Genomic DNA, 24,180 nt, shown 5'->3' with positions numbered 1-24,180 from the left:
AATTCAAGGCTTGCATTCTACTGAGCGGCATTCACAATTTTTTTGACCTGCATCAAAAAGCGCCGAGAAGGGAAAGGTATAAATCGAGAAGTGTTATTCGAGAGTTAACGCTCGACGCTGGTCCGCGCGCGATTCTGTCTGGCTAAAGGTCATACCTTGACAGTGGTCGGCGCCGACGAGATGAGCGTCGCGCCGCACGAGGTCTTGTGACCTTGGAAGGCCACTGGAATGCCATCGACAAGCACCAGCGGATCGCCCTCGGCGATCGTGCATGGCGAGTGCCCGTTGACGGGACAAAAGCAGGCATCTCCCTTCCGCGCTACCGCAACGCCGTGGACGAACGCGGTAGGGGAAGCGGCAATCACTTTGCCGCCGTGGGAGGTCGAGTCGCCGAGTCGAATCACACCTTTCATATCGGTCCTTAAGACAATGAGTGAGGTACCGCATGTTCGACAGTGATTCGCCAGTCTCACTGATCCGAGAGCCAACGCCATATCGAGAATCCATCCGCAGGTCCGAGACCAGTCATCAGCTCTCCTCCCGATAGAACCGTGGCGCGGCCCATTGATCTACTGGTTGCCAGACACCCGTTCTTGGGCAAGTCTCGCCAGCCTTCGCCCGCAGTTCTTCGCCCTGCACCGCTTGACGACCAGAGGGGATAACTGGATGCCAAATGGTGGCAAGCGCAAGCGTTTCCGGCATGAAGAATGTTTGTCCTTATTTTCAAATTCTCGTTGCTCGGCGGTTTTGATGAACCTATACACCGGTTGCATCCTCAGCCCTTTGACCGCGAATACCAGAGTGTGGTGTTCGAGCCCTGTGCCTGGATACCAGACACCAGTCCAAGGCACTTCCTTGCCAGTGCGGCATGAGACCGATCGATCGATCACATATTCCGGCAGTGGGTCAGGAAGCCGGTCTAGCAGCGCTTCCGTAAACCATTCGAAACTTTCTTCATACACTTCAACGATTTCATCGCCTGGAAAGGCATCATCATCGTTTCGTCGCTCGGCGAACTCGGGGTCTGAGTCAAAGAAACTCTCTGCCCCTTCCATTGCATTTGTGAGCGCGCGATTGATTAGATCGGAATAGGCCAGTAGCCGGCTGATCTTGACATCCGAGAACTCTCGGTATTCGGCTTCAGTCATCCAAGCATGCAGCGGCTGCTCCATCATACCGCGCACATCACCGCGAATTAAATCCGCAATATCCCATATTAGCTGGTAGTCGCCTAGTCGCGCTAGCTCGGCGCCATGTCGAAATTCGCGCGCCCGTTTCGCGAACTTGTCATAGATCTGATTATTCCGGCCGATATTCGCAACTTGCTTCGAAACGGCGAGTGTACCGAACCACTCCATGATTGCTTCACACTCGCTGGCGGCCCTATCGAAGAACTCTGGCGAAGCAAAACAATTCCAAAGTGCCGCTTCCAGACTTAAATTTCGCATGATATCGAAGTACCTATCGGCTGCAATTAAGCTTACTTATCGTGAATCCAACGCAAAGTCTAACCACCTACATCACCACTCTAGCAATCTGCGATCCACCGCCAAACGGTTAGCCCATATGCAGATCCGAGGCTGGCCATTTTTTCACCTGCTTGATAACTCCGCGGTAATTTGTCTATATCCATTGGCTGCCAGATTCCTGCTTTAGGACAGGCCTCACCCGCCTTCGCTCGCAGATCTTCTCCAGTCACAGCTTGACGCGCGGACGGAATGACCGGATGCCATACAGTGGCAATGGCAATAGTTTCTGGTCTAGAAAACCTTTGTCCCTCGTTTTCCCGCTTTCGTTCCTCTACTGTTTTGATTACCCGATACACAGGTTGCATTTGGAGTTCCTTGACCGCGAATGTCAGACTATGCTGTTCGAGACCGGTTTCCGGATACCAGACACCGGTCCACGGAACCTCATCTCCAGTTCGGCACGCGATCGACCTGTCGATGACATATTCCGGAAGTGGATCAGGCAGGCTGCGGAATAGCGGCTCCTTGTGCCAACCGAAACTTCTTTCATAAACTCCGACAATTTCGTCTCCCGGGAAGGCATCATCATCATTTCTCCGATCAGCGTAATCTGGATCGGAATTATAGAAACTCTCTGCACCTACCATTGCATTGACAAGTGCCTGTTTGATCAGCCTGGCATAGTCAGACAATCGACCAACTCTAATGTTCGTAAAATCCTTGTATTCAGCTTCGGCCATCCAGCTGTGCAACGGTTGTTCCATCATGCCGCGCACGTCACCTCTAACACAACGGGCGGTATCCCATATAAATCGATAATCACCGAACTTGGCGAGTTCTGCACCGCGCCTAAAATCGGCAGCCATTGTCTTAAATGTATCGAAGATTTGATTGTTCCTGCCGAAATTTGCCACCTTACGAGAGGTCGCAAGCCGGCCGAACCATTCCACGGTTACGTCGCACTCTCGTGCCGCCCCTTCGAAGAATTCTGTCGAAGTGAATAAACTCCAGATAGCGGCTTCCAGGTTTAGATGGCGCATATCTTTCTTCCTTGTCGAATATGTTACGGTGCGGCTGGTACAGTGAGCAAAATTCGGCGGGCCTCCTGCGGCGTATAGTCAGTCGCTCCCCACCCAGTTTCGATCGGCCCCTTAATATGCGGATCTGTAATTCGCGCGCGTAGTTTTGTGGGAGCCAACTCGCCGGTCAGGTCAGAAAACTCGACTCTGCGATCCACATTGCTAGCATGATCGGTAATCGGCATCCCGGTGTTCGGATTTATCCTCGGCATTGCCTGAACCATCTCGTCCCGGCTACCCGGAAAGAATACGATCTGTTCGCCGCCACCTTCCAAGCAATAGTCGGTTCCTTTAAGTTCCTGACTAGCCGCAGGACCCCGCCAGACGGGCAGAGACTCACCAGCCTTGATTTCGTACTCCACAACCCAGCCATTCTGGTTCCATTCGGGCTTAACGGCAAATCGACTACGCCATTGATCCCGATTCTTGATGGCCTTGAATTCCGCTTCCGATATCCAAAACACGCCGGCTCCTTCGTTCGAAGGATCGACTATGCGGTAAAGTTTTGCAGGTCCTTTGATCGCATCGGCCCGCAATCCAGCCCCCGCGCTCGAAAACGTTTCGATCGTCCAGGGTTGGAGCGGCGGGTGACTTGGATGAGCCTTGATTAGCGCTTGAATATCCAGATCGTTTGGGTTCTCCGGCGGAAACTTCAGGTTACCGGACTGCTTTTTCACCCATTTCGGCGGCTTCGCATTGATCAGCCTTGCCGATCCTGATTCGGAGATCGGCGCGATCCACCCCCGGTTCGTTCGATAGGTCTGCACCTGCCACGCCTTGTCATCCAGTCTCTTGGCAATGACCTTCAGCACCGTGCGCACCGGCTGGGCAATCGTCTGGATCGCGCTGCACATGATCTGCCGCTTCGCCTCGACAAACTTCAACAGGTCGTCGATCTGCTCGCGAATCGTGCTCGGCACAATTGGTCGAATCTTGTCCAACAAGGCCTTGAGGTCGTTGCACTTGTCGTTCAGCAGACGCCCGAGCATTGCAGGATTCATCTTGTCCGCTGCTTCGCGAATGGTCTTCGCAACGAACTGGTAGATATCCGGGAGTTTCCCATCCGTCGTCCATTTCGCCACGCGGTTATGCTGCAGGAACTCGGTGATCTTCGTCAGCGCGGCGTCGCAGGCGCGGTTGGCGGCAGCCGCCAGCTTGGTCGTGCTGGTGATATCGTCCGCATGCTTGATGAGCGGCTTCAGGTACACCCATACCAGGCGCAAGGCGCTCTCGACGACGGTGCCGATCTCCGGAAAGAAGCCGACCGCCGTTGTCGCGATAAAGAACAGGGTGACCTTGTTGGACGGATCCTTGCGGTACTGCCGGATATTCGCGCAGAGGTCGCGCAGATCGCACACGGTATCGACAATCGGGAACAGCGACACCACCATGTCGAATCCGATCTGCCCGGCTGACCGCTCGGGATTGAAATCGCCCTGCAGCGCTCCCCAGATCCACTCGCCAAGCCCGACATCGTCCGGCTTTTCCTGTCCGTGGACTTCGTTCAGCGCATCCAGCGTATCGTCGGTGGCCTCCACTATGCACCTCCCCGATCCTGGGGTGCATTCACCATGTGCGGTTCTCGAGCTATCAGGGGTTCGAGCTTGGAAAGCAGGTCGCCGACTGTCGGCCGCGACTCGTCTTTGGCGGCTGGAGAATTCTGGTACACCACCTTGTCAATCGTGTCCGGCAGGTTGCGCTCTTCGGCCATGCCGTTGCCGTCCAGCGTGCCCTTCTTCTGCTGGCCGTTTGCGAAAAACAAGGTGTAGGGCACACCGGCCATGGGCGCCCCGTGATGACCGTCCAGATCGAGTTTCAACCAGTTCGTGTGCTCCGCGGCCGGGAAGAAAGGCAGCTCCGTGTCTTGCCGGGCCGGCCCGGCCCACTTGTGCATGCCGGCCTTGACGGTAAACTCGCCGCCGCAGCCGAGTTCTATCTTGCCGTCCGCGATCTTGAGATAGGCGCCGCCACAGGACAGCGTGAGGCTCTTCTGGGCCGCGATCACGACCTCGCCCTGGCTGGCGCTGATCCTGACGTCGCGGTCGGCCGCGATGCCGATACTGTCCTGCTGCGCCTGGAGTTCCAGCTTGCCCGCACGGGCAATGTGTTTCATGCCGTCCTGATGCGCGAACAGCGACACGCCTTTGCCTGCATGGATGTTCACACGCTGACCTGCCACGGCCTGGATATGCTGCTGCGCCAGGATGTTTTGCTGGCGTCCGCTGTAGCTGACCATCGACTTCGGCGTCACGTTGACGCATCCGCCCTCGGCATACTGGGCGATCAGCGGCGAACCGCCTTGCTCGGCATTCTTCAAGTCCTGCGCCAACTGCTCGTGCGGCGCCAGGTCGACCGGCATCGCCTGGTGCTGTTCCGCGAACTCACCCAGTTCCTTGAGCAAGGCCTGCGACCCCTCCAGCAGCGCCTGCAATGGCTCACGCTCCAGTTGCTTGCCTGTCGCCCCGAGCATCGCCTGCGTCGTCAACAACATCAATTTCGCCGCGCGTACGACGACGGATTGATCGCTGCGTAATTCGGCGCCCTCCCCGCGCGCCTCCCCTTCGCCGCCGCTCCTGGGGTGCGTTAGCCAACCCAGGTTCAGTTGGCTATGCCCATGTTCACTCGCCAGTTGCGCACTGATCTGACCGGGCGTGTCGTCCAGCCGCAGCTGGTTGTGGCGCACACCCTGCACTTCCTTGCTCTTGATGCCGGCGAGGAAGCGGTTGCCCGGCAGTTCCCCTCGGTGGCTGAACGTGGGCGGGGCGGCCACTCCACCATACACACGGCCCACGACGATGGGCTTGTCCGGATCTCCTCCCAGGAAATCAACCAGCACCTCATCCCCGACGCGTGGCAGGCTGATGTTTCCCCAGCGGTCGCTGGCCCAGTGCGAGGCGACACGTACCCAGGCAGAATCCCGGTCGGTATTGCTGGCGCCGGCTCCACCCTGATGGTCTTGTTCGCGCGTCCCGGGGAACCGCAGCTTGATGCGTCCGAGTTCGTCGCAGTGGACTTCCTCGCCCGGCGGTCCGACCACAATCGCCGACTGCAGGCGCACGGGCGGCAGATCGACGCTCGGATCGTAGGCGGGTACGATCGGGATTCCGCGCCGCACACATGCGAAGCGGTTGGTGTACTTGACATCGCGCTCACCGCTCGCCTGCTCCAGGGCAAAGCGGGTACCGTGCTGATGCCAGGCATTCGCGGCGAACAGGCGCTGTGCCCGTTCGTCGATATCCCTGGGAAGACTCCCTTCCGCCACCAGCGACAGCTCCGTCACGACAAACTCGTGCTCGTCATCCGGGTGGGTATCGATATCCGGATGACCGTCAAGACGGAACCACTCGCCGACGCACAGGTCGCGCACGCCGCTTTCGCCACGGAAGCACTTCGCCTCGTATTCCCGGCGTCGTATATGCAGGTCACCCAGCCTGCGATAGTCATCGCCATCGTCACCGATATGCGGCGCGTCGATCCGGTGATCGTCCAGGCTGGATGCGAATCGGTCGCCTGATTCGCCTTGTTGCATGGTCGTTGGCGACTGCGCAAACATCATCCCGCCCTGGCGATAATCGAAGCTTTGCCGGGTGACGCTTCCGGCGGTCAGATAACGAGCAGCACTCCAGTTGAAAACGGCATCGCGGGCTTCGGTGCCGGCATCGCGATGAAAGCGAACCGTGCCGGCGGCATTCTCGGCCAGCGACAGTGGCGCGTCGAACAGCACCAGTGTGTGGGCAGGCATACCTCCGCCATTACCGACACTCGCTCGGCCCGGGCGGTTGAACCAGGCAATCCCCTGTCGTTTCCATAAGCGCCGGAGGAAAGCGGAGTCCGATTCGTTGCACTGCATGGTGAATTCACGAGCCGGATAGGCCGCCTTGATGCCGGAGGTATCGAGCTCGAATCCCTGCGCGAGGATGGGGTTGAGCGAACGCCATTCGCGTACCAGGGCGGCGGAAATATCGACTTCGTTCATGTGACGGAAGACGCGCGTGTTGATGCGCTGTTCCATCAACGCCAAGGCGTCACGCAAGACCAGCTGATAGGAAGCCAAGCCACCATCACTTTGTCCAGCGGACGCCTCTGCAACGATGCCGCACACTGAGCGCAATCGACCACGGTCGGTTACGAACTGCAGCTCCACAGGCAAGGCGATGAATTCCTTCAAAGGCAAGCTCGCTTGCGAGGAAACGCAAAACAACCGGTATTCCATACCGCCGCACAGCACTTCACGGCCGACGACATGCCCGATGTGAAGAACGTTGTCGAGGACGGCGTTTCGATGCGAAAGACGCAGGCGGATCGGCCGGTGCGCTTGGCTTAGTCCGGAGGCGAGCGTGGCCACGTTCAGCAAATCCATGAGAGTTCTCATCCTGAGGAAATACTTGAACTAGAAACATGCCATTTGAGACACTTCCGCACGTTGATGTTTATCATTGCAAACATTACGCAAGACCCAGGCGGACGCCCCAGCGATCACTCACCCACAATGGATAACCTGACCCACTCCCTGGTCGGACTCGCGCTCGGCGAACTGGTCGAGCGCGCGCTGCCGGCCGAACCCGACCCCGGGCGCGGCCGTACGCGCCGCCGCGCCCTGCTCGTCACCGGCCTGCTGGCTAGCAATTTCCCCGACCTGGACCTGGTGCTCACGCCACTGCTGGCGCCGCCGCTAGGCTACCTGATGCACCACCGCGGCCATACCCACACCCTGCTCTACGGGCTGCCCCAAGTGGCGCTGCTGCTGGCCCTGGTATGGCTGCTGTGGCCCGGCGTGCGGCGCCTGGCGCAGGAGAGCCGCACGGCGCGCCGCGGCCTGCTGGCTGCCGGCGTGCTGGGCGTCCTGCTGCACCTGGGCTTCGACGGCCTCAACGTCTACGGTATCCATCCCTTCCACCCCTTCGATCCGCGCTGGGTGTACGGCGACCTGGTCTTCATCATCGAACCGGTGTTCTGGGCCGCCTTCGGCGTCGGGATGGCCATGGTGGCGGCGCGCGGGCGGCGCTGGCCGGTGCTGGCTCTGCTCGGCGCGGCGTTCCTCGCCTTCGCCTGGTTGGGCTTCCTGCAGTGGGGCTCGCTGGTGCTGCTGGCCGGCGTCGCTGCCGCGGTCATGCTGGCCGCGCGGCGCGGCGGGGCCGCCGCCCTGCTGGCCGGGGTGCTGGCCTGCGTCGCCTTCGTCGGCGTGCAGGCCGCGGGCGCGCACCGGGCGCGCGAACAGGTCAGGGCCGCGCTGGCCGAGCGCGAGCCGGGCGGCCGCGTGCTCGACCTGCCGCTGTCGGCCTTTCCTTCGAATCCGCTGTGCTGGGCCTTTGCCGCCGTTACCGAGGACGCAGCTGCCGGCAGCTATACCTTGCGCGTGGGCGTGCTGAGCCTGGCGCCGGCGCTCAATCCAGTGGCGCGGTGCCCGCTGCGCTTCGGCGGCCAGCCGGGTGCGCGCGAAGCGGCGCTGGCCTGGAAGCGTGAGGAAACGGGCAGCCTGGCCGCCCTGCGCGCGCTGCGGCGAACCAACTGCCACTTCGACGCCTGGACCCGTTTCGCGCGCGCCCCGTCGCTGGCGGACGGCAGCGCCACCGACCTGCGCTTCGGTGCGCCGGACCAGCCGAATTTTTCCACGCTCCCGTATGCGCAGCTGGCCAGCCAGCCCTGTCCATCTCCGGTGCCGGAATGGGGGCGCCCGCGCGCCGACCTGCTGGGGCTGGAAAAGTAAGGTCTCTCCCGAAAGCGTGGGCCTGCCATGCGCGTGGAAGAGTATGATCGCGCTACAGCTTGCCGTAATGGCAAGCCGCAGGCCTGATGCCGACGAGCGAAGGGAGTGACGATGAATACCGAACTGACGATCCTGGGCTGGACCCTGGTGCTGGCCATCATCCAGATCCTGCTGCCGGCCCTGCTGCGCACACAGGAGACGGGCCCAGCCTATAACGTGGGTGCGCGCGACGGCGAGGCGCCGCCGCCGCGCCCGGTAACGGCGCGCCTGCAGCGCGCCCAGAGCAACCTGTTCGAGACCCTGCCGCTGTTCGCTGCCGCCGTGCTGGTCGCCCACGTGGCGGGGCGCCTGGGCGAACTCACCTGGTGGGGCTGCTGGCTCTACCTGCTCGGGCGGATCGTCTACGTGCCGCTGTACGCGGCCGGGGTGCCGGCGCTGCGCACCCTGGTGTGGAGCGTGTCCGTGGCCGGGCTCGGGATGGTGCTGGCGGCGATCCTTATTCCTTGACCGCTTCCACCGCGATGGTGAGGGTCACGTCGTCGCTGACGTAGGGCGCGTACTTGCCGTTGTTGAATTCGCTGCGCTTGATCCTGGTGACCGCGTTGGCGCCGCAGGCGTCCTTCTTGAGCATCGGGTGCGGCATGCAGTGGAAGGAAGTCACGTCCAGGCGCACCGGCTTGCTCACGCCCTTGATGGTCAGCTTGCCGTCGACCGAGGCCAGCTTGTTGCCCTCGAAATTCAGCTTGTTCGAGCTGAAGGTGATGGTCGGGTATTTCTTGGTGTCGAAGAAGTCCTCGCCCTGCAGGTGGCCGTTGAACACCGGGAAGCCGCTGTCGACGCTGGTGGCGTCGATCACCACGTCGACCGAGCCGCTCTTCGCGGCGCGGTCCAGCACGATCTTGCCGCTGGTCTTGTCGAAGCGGCTCACCTGGTTCGAGTAGCCGAAGTGGCTGTACTCGAAGCGCGGATAGGTGTGGCTGCCGTCGATCACATAGGTTTCCGGGGCGGCGGCGGCGCTCAGCGAGACGCCGGCGGCGAGCAGGAGGGCAAACAGTTTCTTCATTCAGGGCTCCGTTTCTTTGTATGGTCGCGTCGGGCGGCAGCAACATGTCCGCCGGCGCTGGAAACCCCGATTATGCGCCGCCGCGGCTTGCCGATCGCACAAGGAATGCGGACGCAGCATTCAAATTATTTGAACGCACGTTTGCGCCCCGGCGTCGGGTGCTCTCCCAGCAGCGCGGCGCGCGTCACGGGGCTGCGCACCTGGTCCAGCCACCACTGCAGCGCCTTGCCGCGCGCCGACTTGTCGCTGCGCCAGACGCAGGAGAAGCCGAGCCTGTGCTCCGGCCGGTCCAGGCGCCTGGCCACCAGCGCCCCGCTCTCGAGGTGGGGGCGCGCGGCCGGCAGCGGCAGGTAGCCCACGCCCAGCCCGCGTAACTGGGCGTCGATCTTGGCGCGCAACTCGGTCACGGTGAACACCTCCTGGCCGGCCAGCAGGCCCACGCTCAGGCCTCCCCCGCGGCCGCTGGAGTCGGCCAGCACCACGGCGCGGTGGGCGCGCACCGAATCCTCGCCCAGGGGTTCGGGCAGGGCGGCCAAAGGATGCGCCGGGCTGACCGCGAACACGAATTCCATCGTGCCCATGGTCTCGCGCTGCAGGCCCACCCGGTTGCGGGTGTCGAGGGCCACGCCCAGGGCCAGGTCGGCCTGTCCGCTCAGCACCGCGTCCAGGGTGCCGGACAAGGTCTCGTCGCGCAGCTTGAGGCGGGTCGGCGCGCCCAGTTCGAAAAAGGCGGCGCACAGGTCCATCACGGTGGCGCGGTCGATCACGCTGTCGACCGCGATGGTGAAGTGCGATTCCCAGCCGGTGGCCACGCGCTTGACCCGGTTGGCGATGGCGTCCACCTCGTCCAGCAGGCGCGCGCCTTCGCGCAGCAGCTCCTGGCCCGCCGCGGTCAGGCGCGCGCGCCGCGAGCTGCGGTCGAACAGCAGCACATCCAGGGCTTCCTCGATCACCCGCACGCGGTAGGTCAGCGCCGAAGGCACCATGCCGAGCGCGCGTGCCGCGGCGGCGAAGCTGCCATGCTCGGCGATGGCGTCGAGCATGGCCAGGGAGGCTGGCGTCAGGGCGTCGCGGGCGCTGGTCGTCACGATGTTCGGCTCAATGATTCAAATGGTTTGAATCATGCCAGTCCCCGTCATGCGGGGCAAGGACAGAACAGGTCGGGCCTGGCGCGCCGCCGGCCATGCATGCGTGCGCCGTGCATATACGATTTATGGCTGGCCGAGCTCGAATTTACGCAAAATGACTGGACGCGGAGGCGCGGAGGGATCATATTGTTCTTATCAGTTCAACAATTCCCTACCCGCCCCGCATATCGGAGGTCCGCCATGGAAGCCGGATTCCACGCCATCGACAGCGACTGGTGCCGCATCGCCTTCCAGCGCGCGCCTGCGCCGCTGGTGGTCTGCGACAGCGCCAGCTTGCGCATCCTTGGTGCGAATGCCTGCGCCAGCACGACCTATGGCTTCGACCCCGGTGAATGGGCGGACACCGAACTGCTGCGCCTGTTCGAGCCGGCCGATCATGACAAGGTGCGCGCCGCCGTCGCCACCGCGGCACGCGAGGGCGAGGCGCAGCTGCCGGCGCTCCCGCATCTGGGCAAGCACGGCCCCTGCCTTCGCTGCCGCCTGCTGTGCTACCGGCTAAACTGCGACGAGCCGCCGCTGGTGATGCTCGCCATGCAGGACCATTCCGAAGCCGAGGAGGCGCGGGCCCGGCTGAGCCATCTGGAGGACGTGCTCGGCGTCTCCCAGGAGGTCACGGGTCTGGGCTGCTGCTGCCTGAACCTGACCACCGCGCGTCTGACATGGTCGGCGCAGCTGTACAAGAACCTGGGACTCGAGCCGGACAGCGTGATGCCCTCGATCGAGCAGTTGCTGGCCCCGGTGCACCCTGATCAGCGCCCGCGCTTCGCCCAGGCGATCGAACGCTGCATCGTGGACGGGGAGGCTTTCGACACCGACTTGCGCCTGACCTGGCCCGACGGCAGCGAACACGTCCTGCGCGCCACCGGGCACCGTATCGCCGGCGACCCGCAGTCGCCGGACTGGTTCGCCTGCTCGACGGTCGATATCACGGAACAGCGCCGCTTGCGCGACCAATTACTCATGGCCGAAGCCGACCTGCGGCATGCCCAGGAGATCGCGCATATCGGCACCTGGTCGGCCGACCTGCGCACCGGCCTGATCGAAACCACCTCGGCTGAGACCTACCGCATCTTCCGCATCGACCCGGAGGGCGCCGACCGGCCCTTCACCCTGGAGCAGCTGTTCCGACGCATCCATCCGGAAGACGTACCCGGCGTGGCGGAGGCGCGCGAGCACACCCTCAACACACCAGGCGCCCGCTACGACCACCGCTACCGCATCGTCCAGGGCGACCACGAAATGCGTTACGTGCACTCGCAGGCCGACGTGGTGCGCGACGAGAACGGCAAGCCCGTGCGCATCGTCGGCATCATCCGCGACGTCACCGACCTGACCCGCGCCGAGCAGGAAATCGAGCGCCTGGCCTTCCAGGACGAGGTCACCGGCCTGCCGAACCGGGTGGCGATGCGGCGCCACCTGGACGAGGCCTTCGGCGCCAGCCAGGGGCTGGACGGGCCGGTCGCCGTGCTGACCGTGGAGCTGGCGCGCTTCCGCGACATCAACCTGACCCTGGGCCACCTGAACGGCGACGACCTGCTGCGCGACGTGGCGCGCCGCCTGCGCACCGACCTGGGCGACGAGGTGCACCTGGCGCGCACCGGCAACGCCCAGTTCATCGCCGTGCTGCGCGGGGTGCGCGCCTACCATGCGGGGGCGGTGGCCGAGACCATCGCGCGCGTGTTCGAGTCGACCTTCCTGATCGCCGGCGTGCGCTACGAGATCAGCCCCCACGTCGGCATTGCGCTGGCTCCAGGCCATGCGCGCAACCCGACCGATTTGCTGCGCAAGGCCGACGTGGCCGTGCACCTGGCCCGGCAGGGCGCGCGCAAGACCATGATGTACGACCCGGCCCAGGACCCCTACGACCCGCAGCGACTGGTCCTGCTCGGGCAGTTCCGCAACGCCATCGCGGAAGGCCAGATCGAGCTGTTCTGCCAGCCCAAGGTGGCGATGGCGAGCGGCGAGGTGATCGGGGTCGAGGCGCTGGCGCGCTGGCGCCATCCGCAGCTGGGCATGGTGCCGCCGGCCGAGTTCGTGCCGCTGATCGAGTCGACGGAACTGATCCACGCGCTGACCACCTGCATGCTCCAGTCCTCGGTGCGCCAGTCGCACGCCTGGCGCCAGGACGGCCTGGCGCTGCCGATCGCGGTCAACCTCTCGGCCCGCAACCTGGCCAGCGGCACACTGCCCGGCGACCTGCGCAAGCTGCTGGCCGGGTGGGACGCCGCCCCCGACTGGCTGGGACTGGAGATCACCGAGAGCAGCCTGATCGTCGATCCGGACGCCTCGATCGCCCAGCTCAACGCCCTGAGCGGCATGGGCTTCCGCCTCTTCATCGACGATTTCGGCACCGGCTATTCCTCGCTCAACTACCTCACCATGCTGCCGGTGGACGTGATCAAGATCGACCACGGCTTCACCACCAACATGCTGCGCGACCGCCGCGCCGGCGCCATCGTCAAGGCCACCATCGACCTGGCCCACGACCTGGGGCTGTCGGTGGTGGCCGAGGGCACGGCCACGCGCGAGATCTGGGACGCGCTGCTGGCCTGCGGCTGCGACGAAGCCCAGGGCTATTACGTGGCGCCGCCGCTGCCGGCCGCCGAGTTGCCGGGCTGGATGCGCCAGCACGCGCTGCGCCACCGGCGCGCCGGCACTACCCATTGAGGGTCGGCCGAGCTCGCTCCAAGGAAGCACGCGAAGCACGGCCGTGCGAACGTCCGCGGCGGGCAACACGAGGCTATACTGCGTTTTTGCCCTCGTCTTGCCGCCCATGAATATTGAACAGCTTGCCCACACGCCCTGCTACTGCTCCTCGCTGCGGCAGGCGTCGCGCTACCTGACCTCGTTCTACGACCAGGTGCTCAGCGGGACCGGCCTGCGCGTGACCCAGTTCTCGATCCTCGCCAAGCTGCTGCGCGGCAGTGCCAACGTCAACCAGCTGGCGAAGGCCATGGTAATGGACCGCACCACCCTGGCGCGCAACCTGCAGCCGCTGGTGCGCGAGGATCTGGTGGTGATCCGGCCGAGCGAGCAGGACCGGCGCGAGCGCGTCATCGAGCTGAGCGGACGCGGACGCGAGGTCATCACGGCCGCGCGTCCGGCATGGGAACGTGCGCAACAGCTGTTCGAGGAGCACTTCGGGCAGCTGCAGGCGGACGAGATGCGCGCCATGATGGCCGCGGTGGTCGGCAGCGGCGTGCACGAGGCGCTCGGCAAGCCGGTCCAGGAAGCGGCCGCGGACGACGCGCCGTGATCCTGGAAGCCGCCATCCTCGACGTCCGCCCGGGCCAGGAGAGCGCCTTCGAAGCCGCCTTTCGCCAGGCGTCAGGCATCATCGCCGGCATGCCGGGCCATGTCTCGCACCAGCTCCAGCGCTGCCTGGAAAAGCCGAGCCGCTACCTCCTGCTGGTGAACTGGGAAACGCTGGAAGACCATACCGTGGGCTTCCGCCAGTCGCTTGAATACCAGGAATGGAAGCGGCTGCTGCACCATTTCTACGATCCCTTCCCTACGGTCGAGCACTACACGGCTCCCGGCTGCGCGTACTAGACCTCAAAAGAATGGCGCTACGGCATACCGCCAAGTCAGCCAGGATACGAGTATCCAGACAGCCAGGACGAAAACGACGCCCCATTTGTCTTTCGGTGCGTGACCTTCCTTTGCTATCCATTCGTCGGCCTGGACTCTGCACTGCGCCAGCACGCGCTCCGGAATCAGCCTGACCGCCAGCCATATCAGACACGGCAGCAAGATGACGTCGTCGAGGTAACCCAGCACCGGGACGAAATCGGGAATGAGATCGATCGGACTGAGGGCATATGCCACGACCAGCACGCACAGTGCCTTTGCCAGAAAGGGCGTCTTTGGATTCTTGCAAGCGAACCAAAGGGTGACTGCGTCACGCTTGATCTTGCCTGCCCACGCCCGCAGTTGTTCAGTGCGACTCGGCTGTTGGTCCATTTTGCTATTTCGAAAACAATAATCTGTCGCCTCTTAGTTTTTACAGGCCTGTACCTCGGCGCCGCCTTCATAGCGATATTCGGCGCGCCAGTAGTGCGGACTCTCCAACTCATGGAAGGTAAGGCCACTCGGAGCAGCCGCGTGTGACCTGAAACGATGTTCAAGTATCACAAGCAGCCTGCACTAGGGCGGCCAGCTCGAAACTTCGGCAATACGGTTACCTGCCCGAATCTCCGCGTCGAGCAAGTTTTGTAAAGGTGCCGCCATCGTTGGAACTTCATTCATCGGGAATACCCTGGTGAGGTAGTTAGCAATGCGACGCTTGCTTCGGGCCGGCCACTGCCGCCAGCTGGCGACAAGACGCGGGACCAATCTTGCTTGCTCGATGTACGCCGTGATTACCTGCGCCTGTGAATGCCCTCGCCGGCCTGTTCCCTTAGCCGGGAGCTGGCGATATCAGGAGATCGGCAACGACCTCACCCCGAAGTGGGCCATCGACAAGTTCAGCGCATTCACGCATCTGATTTCGCAGCTCGGCCATGCGTGCGGTCGGCTCGGGCTGTGTCGCCCAGGCGAGTTCGGAGGGCCATTGGGCATACGCAAAATAGTGGCCGTCGGCGCACCGATGCAGACGCGACCCCAGGCCGCCTCGCTCATCGCGTATGAGTGAGGTGAGCTCCAGCCAGGCGCGCTCGAAGTCCGGCTCACGACCAGCGGCCACTTTCCATCTGAAATAAATCGCGTGCATAAGATCTTGTCGGGTTGTGATGGATCGCAGGTGTTGCGACGGACCGCTTCCGGCAGATAGCCGACGCTCGGCATGGCTCAAGCCAGGGTCTTGTCGCTCTCCGGAAGCCGGTGGGCGTATTTCGCCAGACGTCCTTATTCGGCGCGCAAGCCCTTTCCCGTCGCCGCCCAATAGATGCCGCCATACAGGTGGTGCAGGAAAAGCGGATCGCGGTAGGTGGCCGCCATATGGCCCAGGCCCGTGTAGAAGGCGCGGCCGCCCTCGTAGTCCTGGTACCAGGCAACCGGGTGGAAGCCGCCCATGCCCCTGCCCTTCTTGTCGCCCCAGTCGGTCTGCGGCGCATAGGTCGACTCGTCCACGCTCAGCAGATAGTTCAGCTTCGCGCGCGCCGGGCCGTACTCGTACCACTCGTCGGTGAACAGCGTGCGCGGGGCGAAGCGTTCCATGCCGGGGAAGTTGCGCTGTTCCACCCTCAGCACCGCCGTCTGCACCGCCGGGTGGATGTGGAACATGTGGCCGACCATCCTGGTGTACCAAGGCCAGCCGTACTCGGTGTCGGCCGCGCTGTGCACGCCCACATAGCCGCCGCCGCGGCGGATGTAGCGCTCGAAGGCGGCCTGCTGCGCCTCGTCCAGCACGTCGCCGGTGGTCAGCAGGAAGACAACCGCCTTGTACTTGGCCAGCTCGGCGTCGTTCATCACGCGGCCGGCGTCGGCGGTCCAGAACACCTCGAAATCATGCAGCTTGCCCAGTTCCTGTACCGCCGTCACGCCCGCGTGCACGGCGTCGTGGTGCCAGCCTGCGGTCTTGGTGAACAGCAGGACCTTGAATTGTTCGGCCTGGGCGGCGCCCACGGCAAGCAGGCCGCATAAAGCGGCGGCGATACGCGGAAACGTGATCATCGGTCGGCACGAAGGAGACAGGAGCGTCCACGCTAATGGACACGTTTCCATTTGTCAATCCATGGAGGACTACGCAAGCGCGAAGCGGTACTGACATCGGCGTGGGCAAGGCGTAGAGTAGACAGTGCAGGCGACGATGCATCCGGCTTCACCGTCATGGAGGGAGTCATCATGTACAAGACCATCATCGTTCACGTCGACGGCAGTCCACGCCAGGACAGCCGCTTGCGCGCGGCCGTGCTGCTGGCAAACCGGCACGGCGCCCACCTCGTCGGCAGCGCCGCCACCGGCGTGTCGATGGCCAATTACGCGATCCTCAACGGCTCGATGGCCATGCCGATCGCGGAGAACGATTACCAGGACCTGCGCGACGCCGTGGCGGCCCAGCTCCACCCCTTCGAGGAACAGGCCGCGCAGCTGGGCGCGGCCTCGGTCGAAACGCGCGTGCTCGAGGACAACACCCGCTACGCCCTGCTGCTGCAGTCACGCTACGCCGACCTGGTGGTGCTGAGCCAGGACGATCCGCCGGAATCGCATACCGCGGCCGTGCGCCACCTGCCCGAATTCCTGGCCCTGCACGGCCCGCGTCCGGTACTGGTGGTGCCGACCAGCTACCGCAACGAGGCGATTCCCGGCACGGCCGTGGTCGGCTGGGACGGCAGCGTGCAGGCGATCCGCGCCATCCAGGCCGCCTTGCCGCTGTTGCGCGAGGCGCCGCTGGTGCGCCTGGTGCTGGTCAACCCCGACGAGCTGGCCGAGCTGCATGGCGAGGAGCCGGGGGCGGACATGGCGCTCTACCTGGCGCGCCATGGGGTGCAGGTCGAGGTGGTGGTCGAGCGCACCCGCGACACGGCGGGCGACGCCCTGGTCGCCCTGGCCCACGATACCCGCGCGGGGCTGATGGTGGCGGGGATCTATGGCCACAGCCGCTACCGCGAGTGGGCGCTGGGCGGCGCGACCCGCGCCCTGCTGCACCGGGCGCCGGCGCCGCTGCTGTGCGCGCACTGAGGCCGTGCTTCCGAAAAGTTTGATATATCTCAAACCCACGGCCCCGGCGCACGGCGAGACTCATCCATTCCATCCATCGCCATACGAACAGCAGCGCACCATGACCCTGTCCCGCATTCCACCTCGCCGCGTCCCACGCAACAGCACGCGCGCCATCTGCGCCGCCATCCGCCACGCGCGCAAGCACCTGTGCAGCCGCCTGCTGCATGCCTCGAGCGCGCCGGACGAGCGCTTCGTGCGCGCGTTCCCCTCCCTGGTGGCGGCGGTCGAAGCGGGTTTCCGCCACGAGGAAATGGTGATGGAAGCCCTGGGTTACGCCAGCCTGCACGCGCACCGCGCCGAGAACGCCACCCTGCTGGCCGCCCTGCACCGTGCGGCCTCTTTGGTCGAGGATGGCGACGTGGCCCTCGGGCGCCAGGTGCTGGCTGCCCTGCTCGACCTGCTGTCGCTGCACCGGCTCACCACCGACCTGACGCTGGCGATGGCGGCCCGCCCCGCGGCCGTGCGCCTGCGCGTGCGCGGGCGCGCCTTGCGGGCGCACCTCCACCGTCCGCGCCACGCGCGCTGAGCCGCCCGCTTCAGGCACACCGCTACGGCGGGGCAAGGTCCTGGCGTTCCCGCTATACTGCGCGAACCATGCGCATCCAGCTTTTTTCCGACCTGCACCTCGAACGCTACCCGGCCTTCCAGCCCGTCATCGGCGCCGATACCGACGTCGTCGTCCTGGCCGGCGATATCGGATCCTACCAGTCGGGCTCGCGCCTCGACGGCAGTGAGTTCGGACTGGAGCGCTTCGCGCCGGTGGACGGCCGCTCCGTGCTCTACGTGCCGGGCAACCATGAGTTCGACGGCCTCGAGTTCGACGAGACGTATGCCCGCCTGCACGCCACTTGCGCACGCCTGGGCATCGTCTGGCTCGACCGCGAAACCGTGACGCTCGGCCACGTGCGCTTCATCGGCACCACCCTGTGGGCCGACTTCGACGCCCTTGCCGTGCGCGAACGCGAGCTGACCAGGCAGATGCAGCAGCGCTCGAAGGCCTTCCGCGCCGCCAACTACTACCTGAGCAAGAACACCACGCTCAAGGCCGGCGTCCCGGTACTGGCCGAGGAAATGCGCGAGATGTCGCTCGACTGCCAGGCCTGGCTGCGCGCCGCGCTCGACACGCCCTTCGAGGGGGTGACGGTGGCGGTGACCCACTTCGCGCCCAGCTTGCAAAGCGCCGACCCGCGCTACGGCATCACGCCGGGCACCGCAGGTTTTTGCAATGCCATGGACCACATGCTGCCCCTGGCCGACGTCTGGGTGCACGGCCACCTGCACTGCCACAACGACTACGTGGTGAGCGGCAGCGAGAACGGCCGGGAATGGCGCTGCCGCGTGGTCGCCAACCCGCTCGGCTACCTCAGCAAGGGCGAACAGGAAGCTTTCCGCCCGGACCTCGTCATCGAGCTGTAGAAGGTGTAGCCTATCGGTATGCGAATCGGTTGACCGCGCGACGGGCCGGTTTGATCCACATCAAGCATCTTACGCACTGGATTCGCCACCCTTCACGGGTAAACAGCCGATTCATATGCTCATGTGAGCAAAGGCAATGCAATGTCCGTGTTCTTCCCCCGCCCAAGGGGGGCGCCCCCGGCAGGGGCGCCAGGCCGCGGCCTGTTCCCGCACCGGCGCCCGCGCGCGCCGCCGCTGACACCCGAGCAGGCACGCCAGTTCGACGAGTGCGCCGACCTCGCGGTGCGGCGGCTCTTGCCCGCGCTCGGTCCGGCGCTAGGCGCCTGCGTGCTGATGCTGGGCGTCTGGGATCTCCTGCTGGGCCTGCCGAACGCCCCCCGCCTGCTCCTGCTGCGCCTGGCCCTGGTAGCGGCCGGCGCACTCACCTGGTTTACCAGCCGCCTCCCGTGGTCGCCGACCTGGCGTTGCGCCGTCTTGTTCGCCACCCATACCGCGGCGCTGTTCCTGTGCGCGGATTCCGTCGAGCACGGCTTGATGCATGGCGCCCCGGCCCTGGTCGCCTCCATGCTCACCATCGGGCTGGTCGATCCGCGCCCGCTGCGTTGCCTGCTGGTGCTGGCAGTGCCGGTGCTGGCTTTCGCGGTGCTGGGCGCGCTCGCCCTGCCTTCCGCGCTATGGCTGGCGGGGCTGGCGGCCTGCGGCGCGGCCCTGCTGCTGGCCCTGGGACTGTCGCGCATCAACGGCTGCCTGCGGCGCGAGGTCTGGCTGCGCGAGCAGCAATTGCTCGACGCCTGCCGTCACGACAGCCTGAGCGGGGCGCTGTCGCGCGCCTACGTGACCGAACTGGCCGAGCGCGACCTGACCCTTGCCCTGCGCCACGGCCGCCCGCTGGCGGTGGCGATGATCGACATCGACCACTTCAAGGGCGTCAACGACCGCCACGGCCACGCGGCGGGCGACGCCGTGATCCGGGCCCTGGTGGCGACCTGCCTGCGCAGCCTGCGCGGCAGCGACTACATCGGCCGCCTGGGCGGCGAGGAATTCGTGTGCGTGATGCCGGAAACCCGCGCCGGCGAGGCGCTGGCCTGCGCCGAGCGCATCCGCACCGGCTTCGCCGCCCTGCGCGTGGCGTCGACGGTCGGGCCGATGCGCTGCACGATCAGCATCGGCGTTAGCGTGCTGGAGCGGCACGGCGCCTGGAGCGAGCTGCTGCGCGATGCCGACGCCGCCCTGTACCAGGCCAAGGAGGCCGGGCGCAACCGCACCCTGCTGTCGCCGTCCGCCCTGCGCGCCGAGCGCGCCGCCGGGAGCATCTGGTAACGGACGAGGCTGTCTAGGACGGCCGCGCTCGTCCCGCCGGGTTGACGGACAAGCCTGGACCTCAGGCCAGGTATTGCCCGCCATTGACGTCGAAGGTGGCGCCGGTAATGAAGCCGGCGGCGTCGTCGGCCAGGAAGACCACCGTGCGCGCAATGTCGGCCGAGGCGCCCATGCGCCCGGCGGGAATGCCGGCCGTGATCGCCGCCAGCACGTCCGGACGCATTGCAGCCACCATGGGGGTGTCGCAATAGCCCGGCGCCACGGCGTTCACGGTCACGTTGCGCGCCGCGTTTTCCAGCGCCAGCGACTTGGTGAAGCCGATGATCCCCGCCTTCGCCGCCGCATAGTTGCACTGGCCGGCCTGCCCCTTGCGGGCATTGATCGAGCTGATGTTGACGATGCGCCCGAAGGCGCGCGCCCGCATGCCTTCGATCACGGGCCGGGTCATGGCGAACATCGATCCGAGGTTGGTCTGGATGACGCTCCACCATTGCTCTTGGCTCATCTTGTGGAACATGGCGTCGGCCGTGATGCCGGCGTTGTTGACCAGGATGCCGACCGGGCCGAGTTCGGCCTCGACCCGCTCCACGCCCTCGCGGCAGGCCGCGAAATCGGACACGTCCCAGCGGTAGACGGCGATGCCGTGCTCGCGCTGGAATGCGTGCGCTTCCTCTTCGTCGTAGAGGTAATTGGCCGCCACCTGGTGCCCCGCCTCGCGCAGGGCCAGGGCAATCGCCTTGCCCAGCCCGCGCGTTCCGCCCGTCACGATCGCCGTCCTGCCCATGCGCCCTCCCGTGCCTTTCGCCGTATGGATTCCCCATGCCGCCCTGCCACTATCGCGCGGCGCGCGGGTCTGGACCTGATCTGCGTCAATCCTGTTCGGGGCCGCTAACCGTGCGCCATCTCGGCCGCCAGGCGTTCGACCAGCTCCGCGGCCGGCAGTTCGCGCGCCAGCTGGAATCCCTGGCCGGCCCAGTTGACCGTGTAGTCCTGCACGCCTTGCGCGCCGGCGGCGGCGACCAGGGCCTTGGCCGCGTCGTAGGCGATCGGATAGTCGGGGAGCGGCGGATGGCCGGGCGCGCCGACCCCGTCGAAGAAGCGGTTCACCAGGCCGCGCGCGGGGCGCCCTGAGATGGCGGCCGTGATCGCCGTGCGCAGCCCGGCGCCGCCCCCGCCGGCCCCGATGCCCGCCCCCGCGCGCATCAGCTGGCGGTGGTGGGCCGTGGCCGACGATTCCGGGCACAGGATGAAGGCCGTGCCCAGCTGCGCGCTGGCCGCCCCCAGCCGCTGCACGGCGGCAATGCCCTGGCCGTCCATGATGCCGCCGGCCGCCACCACCGGAATGCGCAGGCGCGCCGCCAGCAGGCGCACCAGGGCCAGGGTGCCGATCGCCGGATCGGGCTGTTCGTGGTCGAACACGCCGCGGTGGCCGCCGGCTTCGTAACCTTGTGCCACCACCGCGTCCATCCCTGCCGCTTCGGCGGCCAGCGCTTCCTCGAGCGAGGTGGCGCTGGCCAGCAGCATGCAGCCGGCCGCGCGCAGGGCCGCGATCTGGTCCGCCGACGGCAAGCCGAAGTGGAAGCTGACCACCGCCGGGCGCTCGCTCGCCAGCACCTCGAGCATGGCGGGGTCGGCCAGGAAGCTGGTATAGATCTCGCGCAGCGCGCCGGGCGGCTCGGCGCCGAGGGCGCTGAAATGGGGCCGCAGGTAATCCAGCCATTGCGCCTCGCGCGCCGGATCGGCCTGGGCGGGCCGGTGCGTGAACACATTGACGTTGAAGGGCTTTGCGGTGAGCTTGCGGACTTCCTGGATGGCGGCGCGGGCCTGGGCGGCGCTGCCGGCGCCGACCGCGATCGAGCCGAGCCCTCCCGCTTCCGAGACGGCGGCCGCCAGGCGCGGGGTGGAGACCCCCGCCATCGGGGCCTGGATGATGGGGTGGCGGATGCCGAGCAGCGTGCTCAGGCTCGTGGTGGCGCTCATGGTGCTCTCCTGATGGAATCGACACCGGACGAGTATACGCTGGCCGCGCCTGACTTGCCGGGCGCTGGCCGGTTTCAGTCGGGCGCCGGTGCGCTCGTGGGTGCGTCCGCCCGCGTGGCCGTTAGCGCATTGACCAGCGCTTCCACCCCGGCCGGCTTGGTGAGGTGGACGTCGAAGCCCGCCTGCATCGCCCGCTCCACGTCTTCCTTCTGGCCGTAGCCGGTCAGCGCCACCAGGTGCAGCCGCTCGCCGCCCGGCAGGCGGCGCAGGGCGCGCGCCAGCGCGTAGCCGTCCATGTCGGGCAGGCCGATGTCGAGGATGGCGGCGGCCGGCAGGCGCCCCTCTACCTTGCGCAAGCCCTCGGCCGCCGTGTGCGCGACCTCCACCTCGTGGCCCAGGTCCGCGAACAGGGCGGCGGTCAGCGCCGCGGCGTCCTCGTTGTCGTCCACCACCAGGATGCGGCGGCGCGCGTCGCGGCGCCGTTCCGGCAGCGGCAGCGGCGCCTCGGCCGGCCGGCCCAGGGGCAGCACGACCTCGAAGCGGCTGCCCTGCTCCGGCCCGGGGCTATGGGCCGACACGCTGCCGCCGTGCAGCTCGACGATCTTGCGCACGATCGCCAGGCCCAGTCCCAGGCCGCCGGTGCGCCGCGCCAGCGGCTGCGGCGCCTGGAAGAAGGGTTCGAACACCTGCGACAGCAGGCCGGGCGTCATGCCGACGCCGTTGTCGCTCACGGCCAGCAGCGCCTTGCCGTCGTGCTCGCGCAGGGTGATCCGGGTGTCGCTGCTGCCGAAGCGAGCGGCGTTCGACAGCAGGTTGTTCAGCACCTGGGCCAGGCGGGTCTCGTCGCCGTCGACCCAGAGCGCCTCCGGCGCCTCGACGCTCACCGTTTCGCCGGCGCGGGTGGCGGCGGCATGGCGCACCAGCTCCGCCAGGTTCAGGGGGCGCGGGTCGATGCGCAGCTTGCCCGAGGTGATGCGCGACACGTCCAGCAGGTCGTCGACCAGGCGCCGCAGGTGGTCCACCTGGCGCCGCATGATGGCGCGTTCGCGCTGGCCGGCGCTCTCGCGCCGCAGGTCCATCATGTCGAGCGCCGCCTGGATCGGGCTCAGGGGATTGCGCAGCTCGTGGCCCAGCATGGCCAGGAAGGCATCCTTGGCCTGCCCCGCCTGGCGCGCCTGGTCCAGCGCTTCTTCCTGCCGCGCCAGCGCCTGCTCCAGGGTAAGCAGCAGGCGCGAACGCTCTTCCTCGTGGGCGGCGCGCTGGCGCGCGGCCGCCGCCAGGGCCTGGCCCATCAGGCGGAATTCCTTGACCCGCGAGGGCGGCACCGTCACCGCCTTGCCCTCGCCCAGGGCGCTGGCGGCGGCCTGCACGCCGCCAATGGTGCCCACGATGCGGCCGGAGAGCCAGGAGGCGATGCCGACGCAGGCGCCGAAGGTGGCCAGGATGCCGGCCAGGTAGAGGGCGAAGCGCTGGATGAAGGCGTAGCCGTGGGCCGCGTTCGGCGCGCCCAGCGCCACCGACCAGCCGTAGCGCGCCGATGTCGTGAAGGCCGTCACGACATCGGCGCCCTCGAGGGTGACGGTGCGTCCGACGTGCTCGCGGCCCCCGCTGCGCATCATGGCCTGCAGGGTGGCGCTGGCCGGCTTGCCGACCGTGGCCTCCTGGTTGCGCGAGCGCGCCACGATCAGTCCCGAAGCGTCCATGACCGAGATCACCGAATCGGCCGGAAGCTTCTGGCGCGCGATCACCTCCAGGAAGCGGTCGGGACGGATCACGGCGGTGAGCGCATATTGCTTGTGCGCGCGTCCTTCGGCCACGATGCGCACCGGCACCGCCGCGCGCCCGCCCTTGCCGCGCGTCACGCGTCCGGCCACCGGCCGGCGCAAGGCGAACAGCTGTTCCAGGCTGCCCGGATCGGCAGTGGGAGCAGCCGGCGCGCCATAGGGCGCCATCGTGCGCAGCAAAGGCTTCCCAAGGTCGTCCGACAGGATCACGCCCAGCCAGTTCGGCTGGGCCTGGGCGCTTGCCAGCGCATGGAAGCCGCGCAGGTCGCCGCTGGTGAATTCGGGGCTGCGCGCCATCGAGGCCAGCACGTTGACGGTCGCGTCCAGTTCGGTGTCCACCGCGCTGGACAGGGCGCGCGCATGGTTGAGCATCAGCCTTTCCTGCTCCTGCTCGTGGTAGCGCGCGGCGCCGTGGATGGTCCAGACCCCGAGCAGCGCCAGGGGCAGCAAGCCGATCGCCGTCAGCAGGATCAGCATGTGACGGAGAGACAGGGCCAGCCCCTCGTGAGCGCGCATAAAAGTGCCGGAACGTGAACCGGGTAGGAAAAGTC

22 protein-coding genes are annotated in these 24,180 nt (G+C 66.0%); 9 read left to right on the top strand and 13 right to left on the bottom strand.

All coding sequences use genetic code 11. From position 1 onward, the window contains the following. Positions 1 to 149: 149 nt before the first annotated feature. The 5 genes from KBW98_RS01325 to KBW98_RS01305 form a co-directional block, all read right to left on the bottom strand. On the bottom strand, positions 150 to 413 hold the full coding sequence (locus KBW98_RS01325) for a PAAR domain-containing protein (RefSeq protein ID WP_211518282.1): 264 nt from the start codon (positions 411 to 413) through the stop codon (positions 150 to 152). 156 nt (positions 414 to 569) lie between these two features. After that, the gene (locus tag KBW98_RS01320) at positions 570 to 1,448 is read right to left on the bottom strand and encodes a hypothetical protein (protein WP_211518281.1); all 879 of its coding nucleotides are present in this window, start codon (positions 1,446 to 1,448) and stop codon (positions 570 to 572) included. A gap of 80 nt (positions 1,449 to 1,528) precedes the next feature. Continuing rightward, entirely contained in the window at positions 1,529 to 2,509 is a 981-nt protein-coding gene (locus KBW98_RS01315) for a hypothetical protein (RefSeq protein WP_211518280.1), read from the bottom strand. Between the two features lie 23 nt (positions 2,510 to 2,532). After that, the gene (locus KBW98_RS01310; RefSeq protein WP_211518279.1) at positions 2,533 to 4,086 is read right to left on the bottom strand and encodes a hypothetical protein; all 1,554 of its coding nucleotides are present in this window, start codon (positions 4,084 to 4,086) and stop codon (positions 2,533 to 2,535) included. Then, complete coding sequence (locus KBW98_RS01305; RefSeq protein ID WP_211518278.1) at positions 4,086 to 6,908, bottom strand: type VI secretion system Vgr family protein; 2,823 nt, start codon at positions 6,906 to 6,908, stop codon at positions 4,086 to 4,088. The genes KBW98_RS01310 and KBW98_RS01305 overlap by 1 nt, the downstream gene beginning before the upstream one ends. A gap of 129 nt (positions 6,909 to 7,037) precedes the next feature. Here KBW98_RS01305 and KBW98_RS01300 point away from each other — a divergent pair, with 129 nt between their 5' ends. Together KBW98_RS01300 and KBW98_RS01295 are read left to right on the top strand one after the other, a co-directional pair. Further along, complete coding sequence (locus tag KBW98_RS01300) at positions 7,038 to 8,255, top strand: metal-dependent hydrolase (protein ID WP_211518277.1); 1,218 nt, start codon at positions 7,038 to 7,040, stop codon at positions 8,253 to 8,255. A gap of 111 nt (positions 8,256 to 8,366) precedes the next feature. Further along, positions 8,367 to 8,762: an MAPEG family protein gene (locus tag KBW98_RS01295; protein WP_211518276.1), complete on the top strand. Its 396-nt coding sequence runs from the start codon at positions 8,367 to 8,369 to the stop codon at positions 8,760 to 8,762. Here KBW98_RS01295 and KBW98_RS01290 read toward each other — a convergent pair. Next, positions 8,752 to 9,318, bottom strand: a complete 567-nt coding sequence (locus tag KBW98_RS01290) for a YceI family protein (protein WP_211518275.1) — start codon at positions 9,316 to 9,318, stop codon at positions 8,752 to 8,754. The two genes, KBW98_RS01295 and KBW98_RS01290, sit on opposite strands and share 11 nt — an antisense overlap. Before the next feature lie 125 nt (positions 9,319 to 9,443). Next, entirely contained in the window at positions 9,444 to 10,361 is a 918-nt protein-coding gene (locus tag KBW98_RS01285) for a LysR family transcriptional regulator (RefSeq protein WP_211518311.1), read from the bottom strand. A 285-nt stretch (positions 10,362 to 10,646) separates the two neighbouring features. Here KBW98_RS01285 and KBW98_RS01280 point away from each other — a divergent pair, with 285 nt between their 5' ends. The 3 genes from KBW98_RS01280 (at position 10,647) to KBW98_RS01270 (ending at position 14,018) form a co-directional block, all read left to right on the top strand. After that, entirely contained in the window at positions 10,647 to 13,133 is a 2,487-nt protein-coding gene (locus tag KBW98_RS01280) for a bifunctional diguanylate cyclase/phosphodiesterase (RefSeq protein ID WP_211518274.1), read from the top strand. A 106-nt stretch (positions 13,134 to 13,239) separates the two neighbouring features. Beyond that, positions 13,240 to 13,722 carry a MarR family winged helix-turn-helix transcriptional regulator gene (locus tag KBW98_RS01275; protein WP_211518273.1) on the top strand — a complete coding sequence of 161 codons (483 nt, stop codon included), beginning with the start codon at positions 13,240 to 13,242 and terminating at the stop codon, positions 13,720 to 13,722. Next, on the top strand, positions 13,719 to 14,018 hold the full coding sequence (locus KBW98_RS01270; protein WP_211518272.1) for an antibiotic biosynthesis monooxygenase: 300 nt from the start codon (positions 13,719 to 13,721) through the stop codon (positions 14,016 to 14,018). Before KBW98_RS01275 ends, KBW98_RS01270 begins: the two co-directional genes overlap by 4 nt. A gap of 3 nt (positions 14,019 to 14,021) precedes the next feature. On the opposite strand, the gene KBW98_RS01265 is transcribed toward KBW98_RS01270, so the two are convergent. From KBW98_RS01265 to KBW98_RS01255, 3 genes are all read right to left on the bottom strand, one after another. Beyond that, on the bottom strand, positions 14,022 to 14,429 hold the full coding sequence (locus KBW98_RS01265) for a YkvA family protein (protein ID WP_211518271.1): 408 nt from the start codon (positions 14,427 to 14,429) through the stop codon (positions 14,022 to 14,024). Between the two features lie 436 nt (positions 14,430 to 14,865). Next, a complete protein-coding gene (locus tag KBW98_RS24170) occupies positions 14,866 to 15,177 on the bottom strand; it encodes an antibiotic biosynthesis monooxygenase (RefSeq protein ID WP_211518270.1) in 312 nt (103 codons plus the stop codon). A gap of 134 nt (positions 15,178 to 15,311) precedes the next feature. Next, on the bottom strand, positions 15,312 to 16,079 hold the full coding sequence (locus KBW98_RS01255) for a ThuA domain-containing protein (protein ID WP_211518269.1): 768 nt from the start codon (positions 16,077 to 16,079) through the stop codon (positions 15,312 to 15,314). Between the two features lie 171 nt (positions 16,080 to 16,250). Here KBW98_RS01255 and KBW98_RS01250 point away from each other — a divergent pair, with 171 nt between their 5' ends. From KBW98_RS01250 to KBW98_RS01235, 4 genes are all read left to right on the top strand, one after another. Continuing rightward, positions 16,251 to 17,087: a universal stress protein gene (locus KBW98_RS01250; protein ID WP_211518268.1), complete on the top strand. Its 837-nt coding sequence runs from the start codon at positions 16,251 to 16,253 to the stop codon at positions 17,085 to 17,087. Positions 17,088 to 17,187: 100 nt separating this feature from the next. Next, positions 17,188 to 17,655, top strand: a complete 468-nt coding sequence (locus KBW98_RS01245; RefSeq protein WP_211518267.1) for a hypothetical protein — start codon at positions 17,188 to 17,190, stop codon at positions 17,653 to 17,655. 68 nt (positions 17,656 to 17,723) lie between these two features. Next, positions 17,724 to 18,545 carry a metallophosphoesterase gene (locus tag KBW98_RS01240; protein WP_211518266.1) on the top strand — a complete coding sequence of 274 codons (822 nt, stop codon included), beginning with the start codon at positions 17,724 to 17,726 and terminating at the stop codon, positions 18,543 to 18,545. Positions 18,546 to 18,686: 141 nt separating this feature from the next. Beyond that, complete coding sequence (locus KBW98_RS01235) at positions 18,687 to 19,865, top strand: diguanylate cyclase (RefSeq protein ID WP_211518265.1); 1,179 nt, start codon at positions 18,687 to 18,689, stop codon at positions 19,863 to 19,865. A 61-nt stretch (positions 19,866 to 19,926) separates the two neighbouring features. Here KBW98_RS01235 and phbB read toward each other — a convergent pair whose 3' ends face one another. From phbB to KBW98_RS01220, 3 genes are all read right to left on the bottom strand, one after another. Continuing rightward, positions 19,927 to 20,649, bottom strand: a complete 723-nt coding sequence (gene phbB / locus KBW98_RS01230) for an acetoacetyl-CoA reductase (protein WP_211518264.1) — start codon at positions 20,647 to 20,649, stop codon at positions 19,927 to 19,929. Positions 20,650 to 20,753: 104 nt separating this feature from the next. Next, on the bottom strand, positions 20,754 to 21,845 hold the full coding sequence (locus tag KBW98_RS01225; protein ID WP_211518263.1) for a nitronate monooxygenase family protein: 1,092 nt from the start codon (positions 21,843 to 21,845) through the stop codon (positions 20,754 to 20,756). 74 nt (positions 21,846 to 21,919) lie between these two features. Beyond that, positions 21,920 to 24,145: an ATP-binding protein gene (locus KBW98_RS01220; protein ID WP_211518262.1), complete on the bottom strand. Its 2,226-nt coding sequence runs from the start codon at positions 24,143 to 24,145 to the stop codon at positions 21,920 to 21,922. Between the last annotated feature and the right edge of the window lie 35 nt (positions 24,146 to 24,180).

The sequence above is a fragment of the Massilia sp. ST3 genome (assembly GCF_018119405.1).
Classification (GTDB): domain Bacteria; phylum Pseudomonadota; class Gammaproteobacteria; order Burkholderiales; family Burkholderiaceae_D; genus Telluria.
This window is presented reverse-complemented; position numbering and strand designations above follow the sequence as displayed.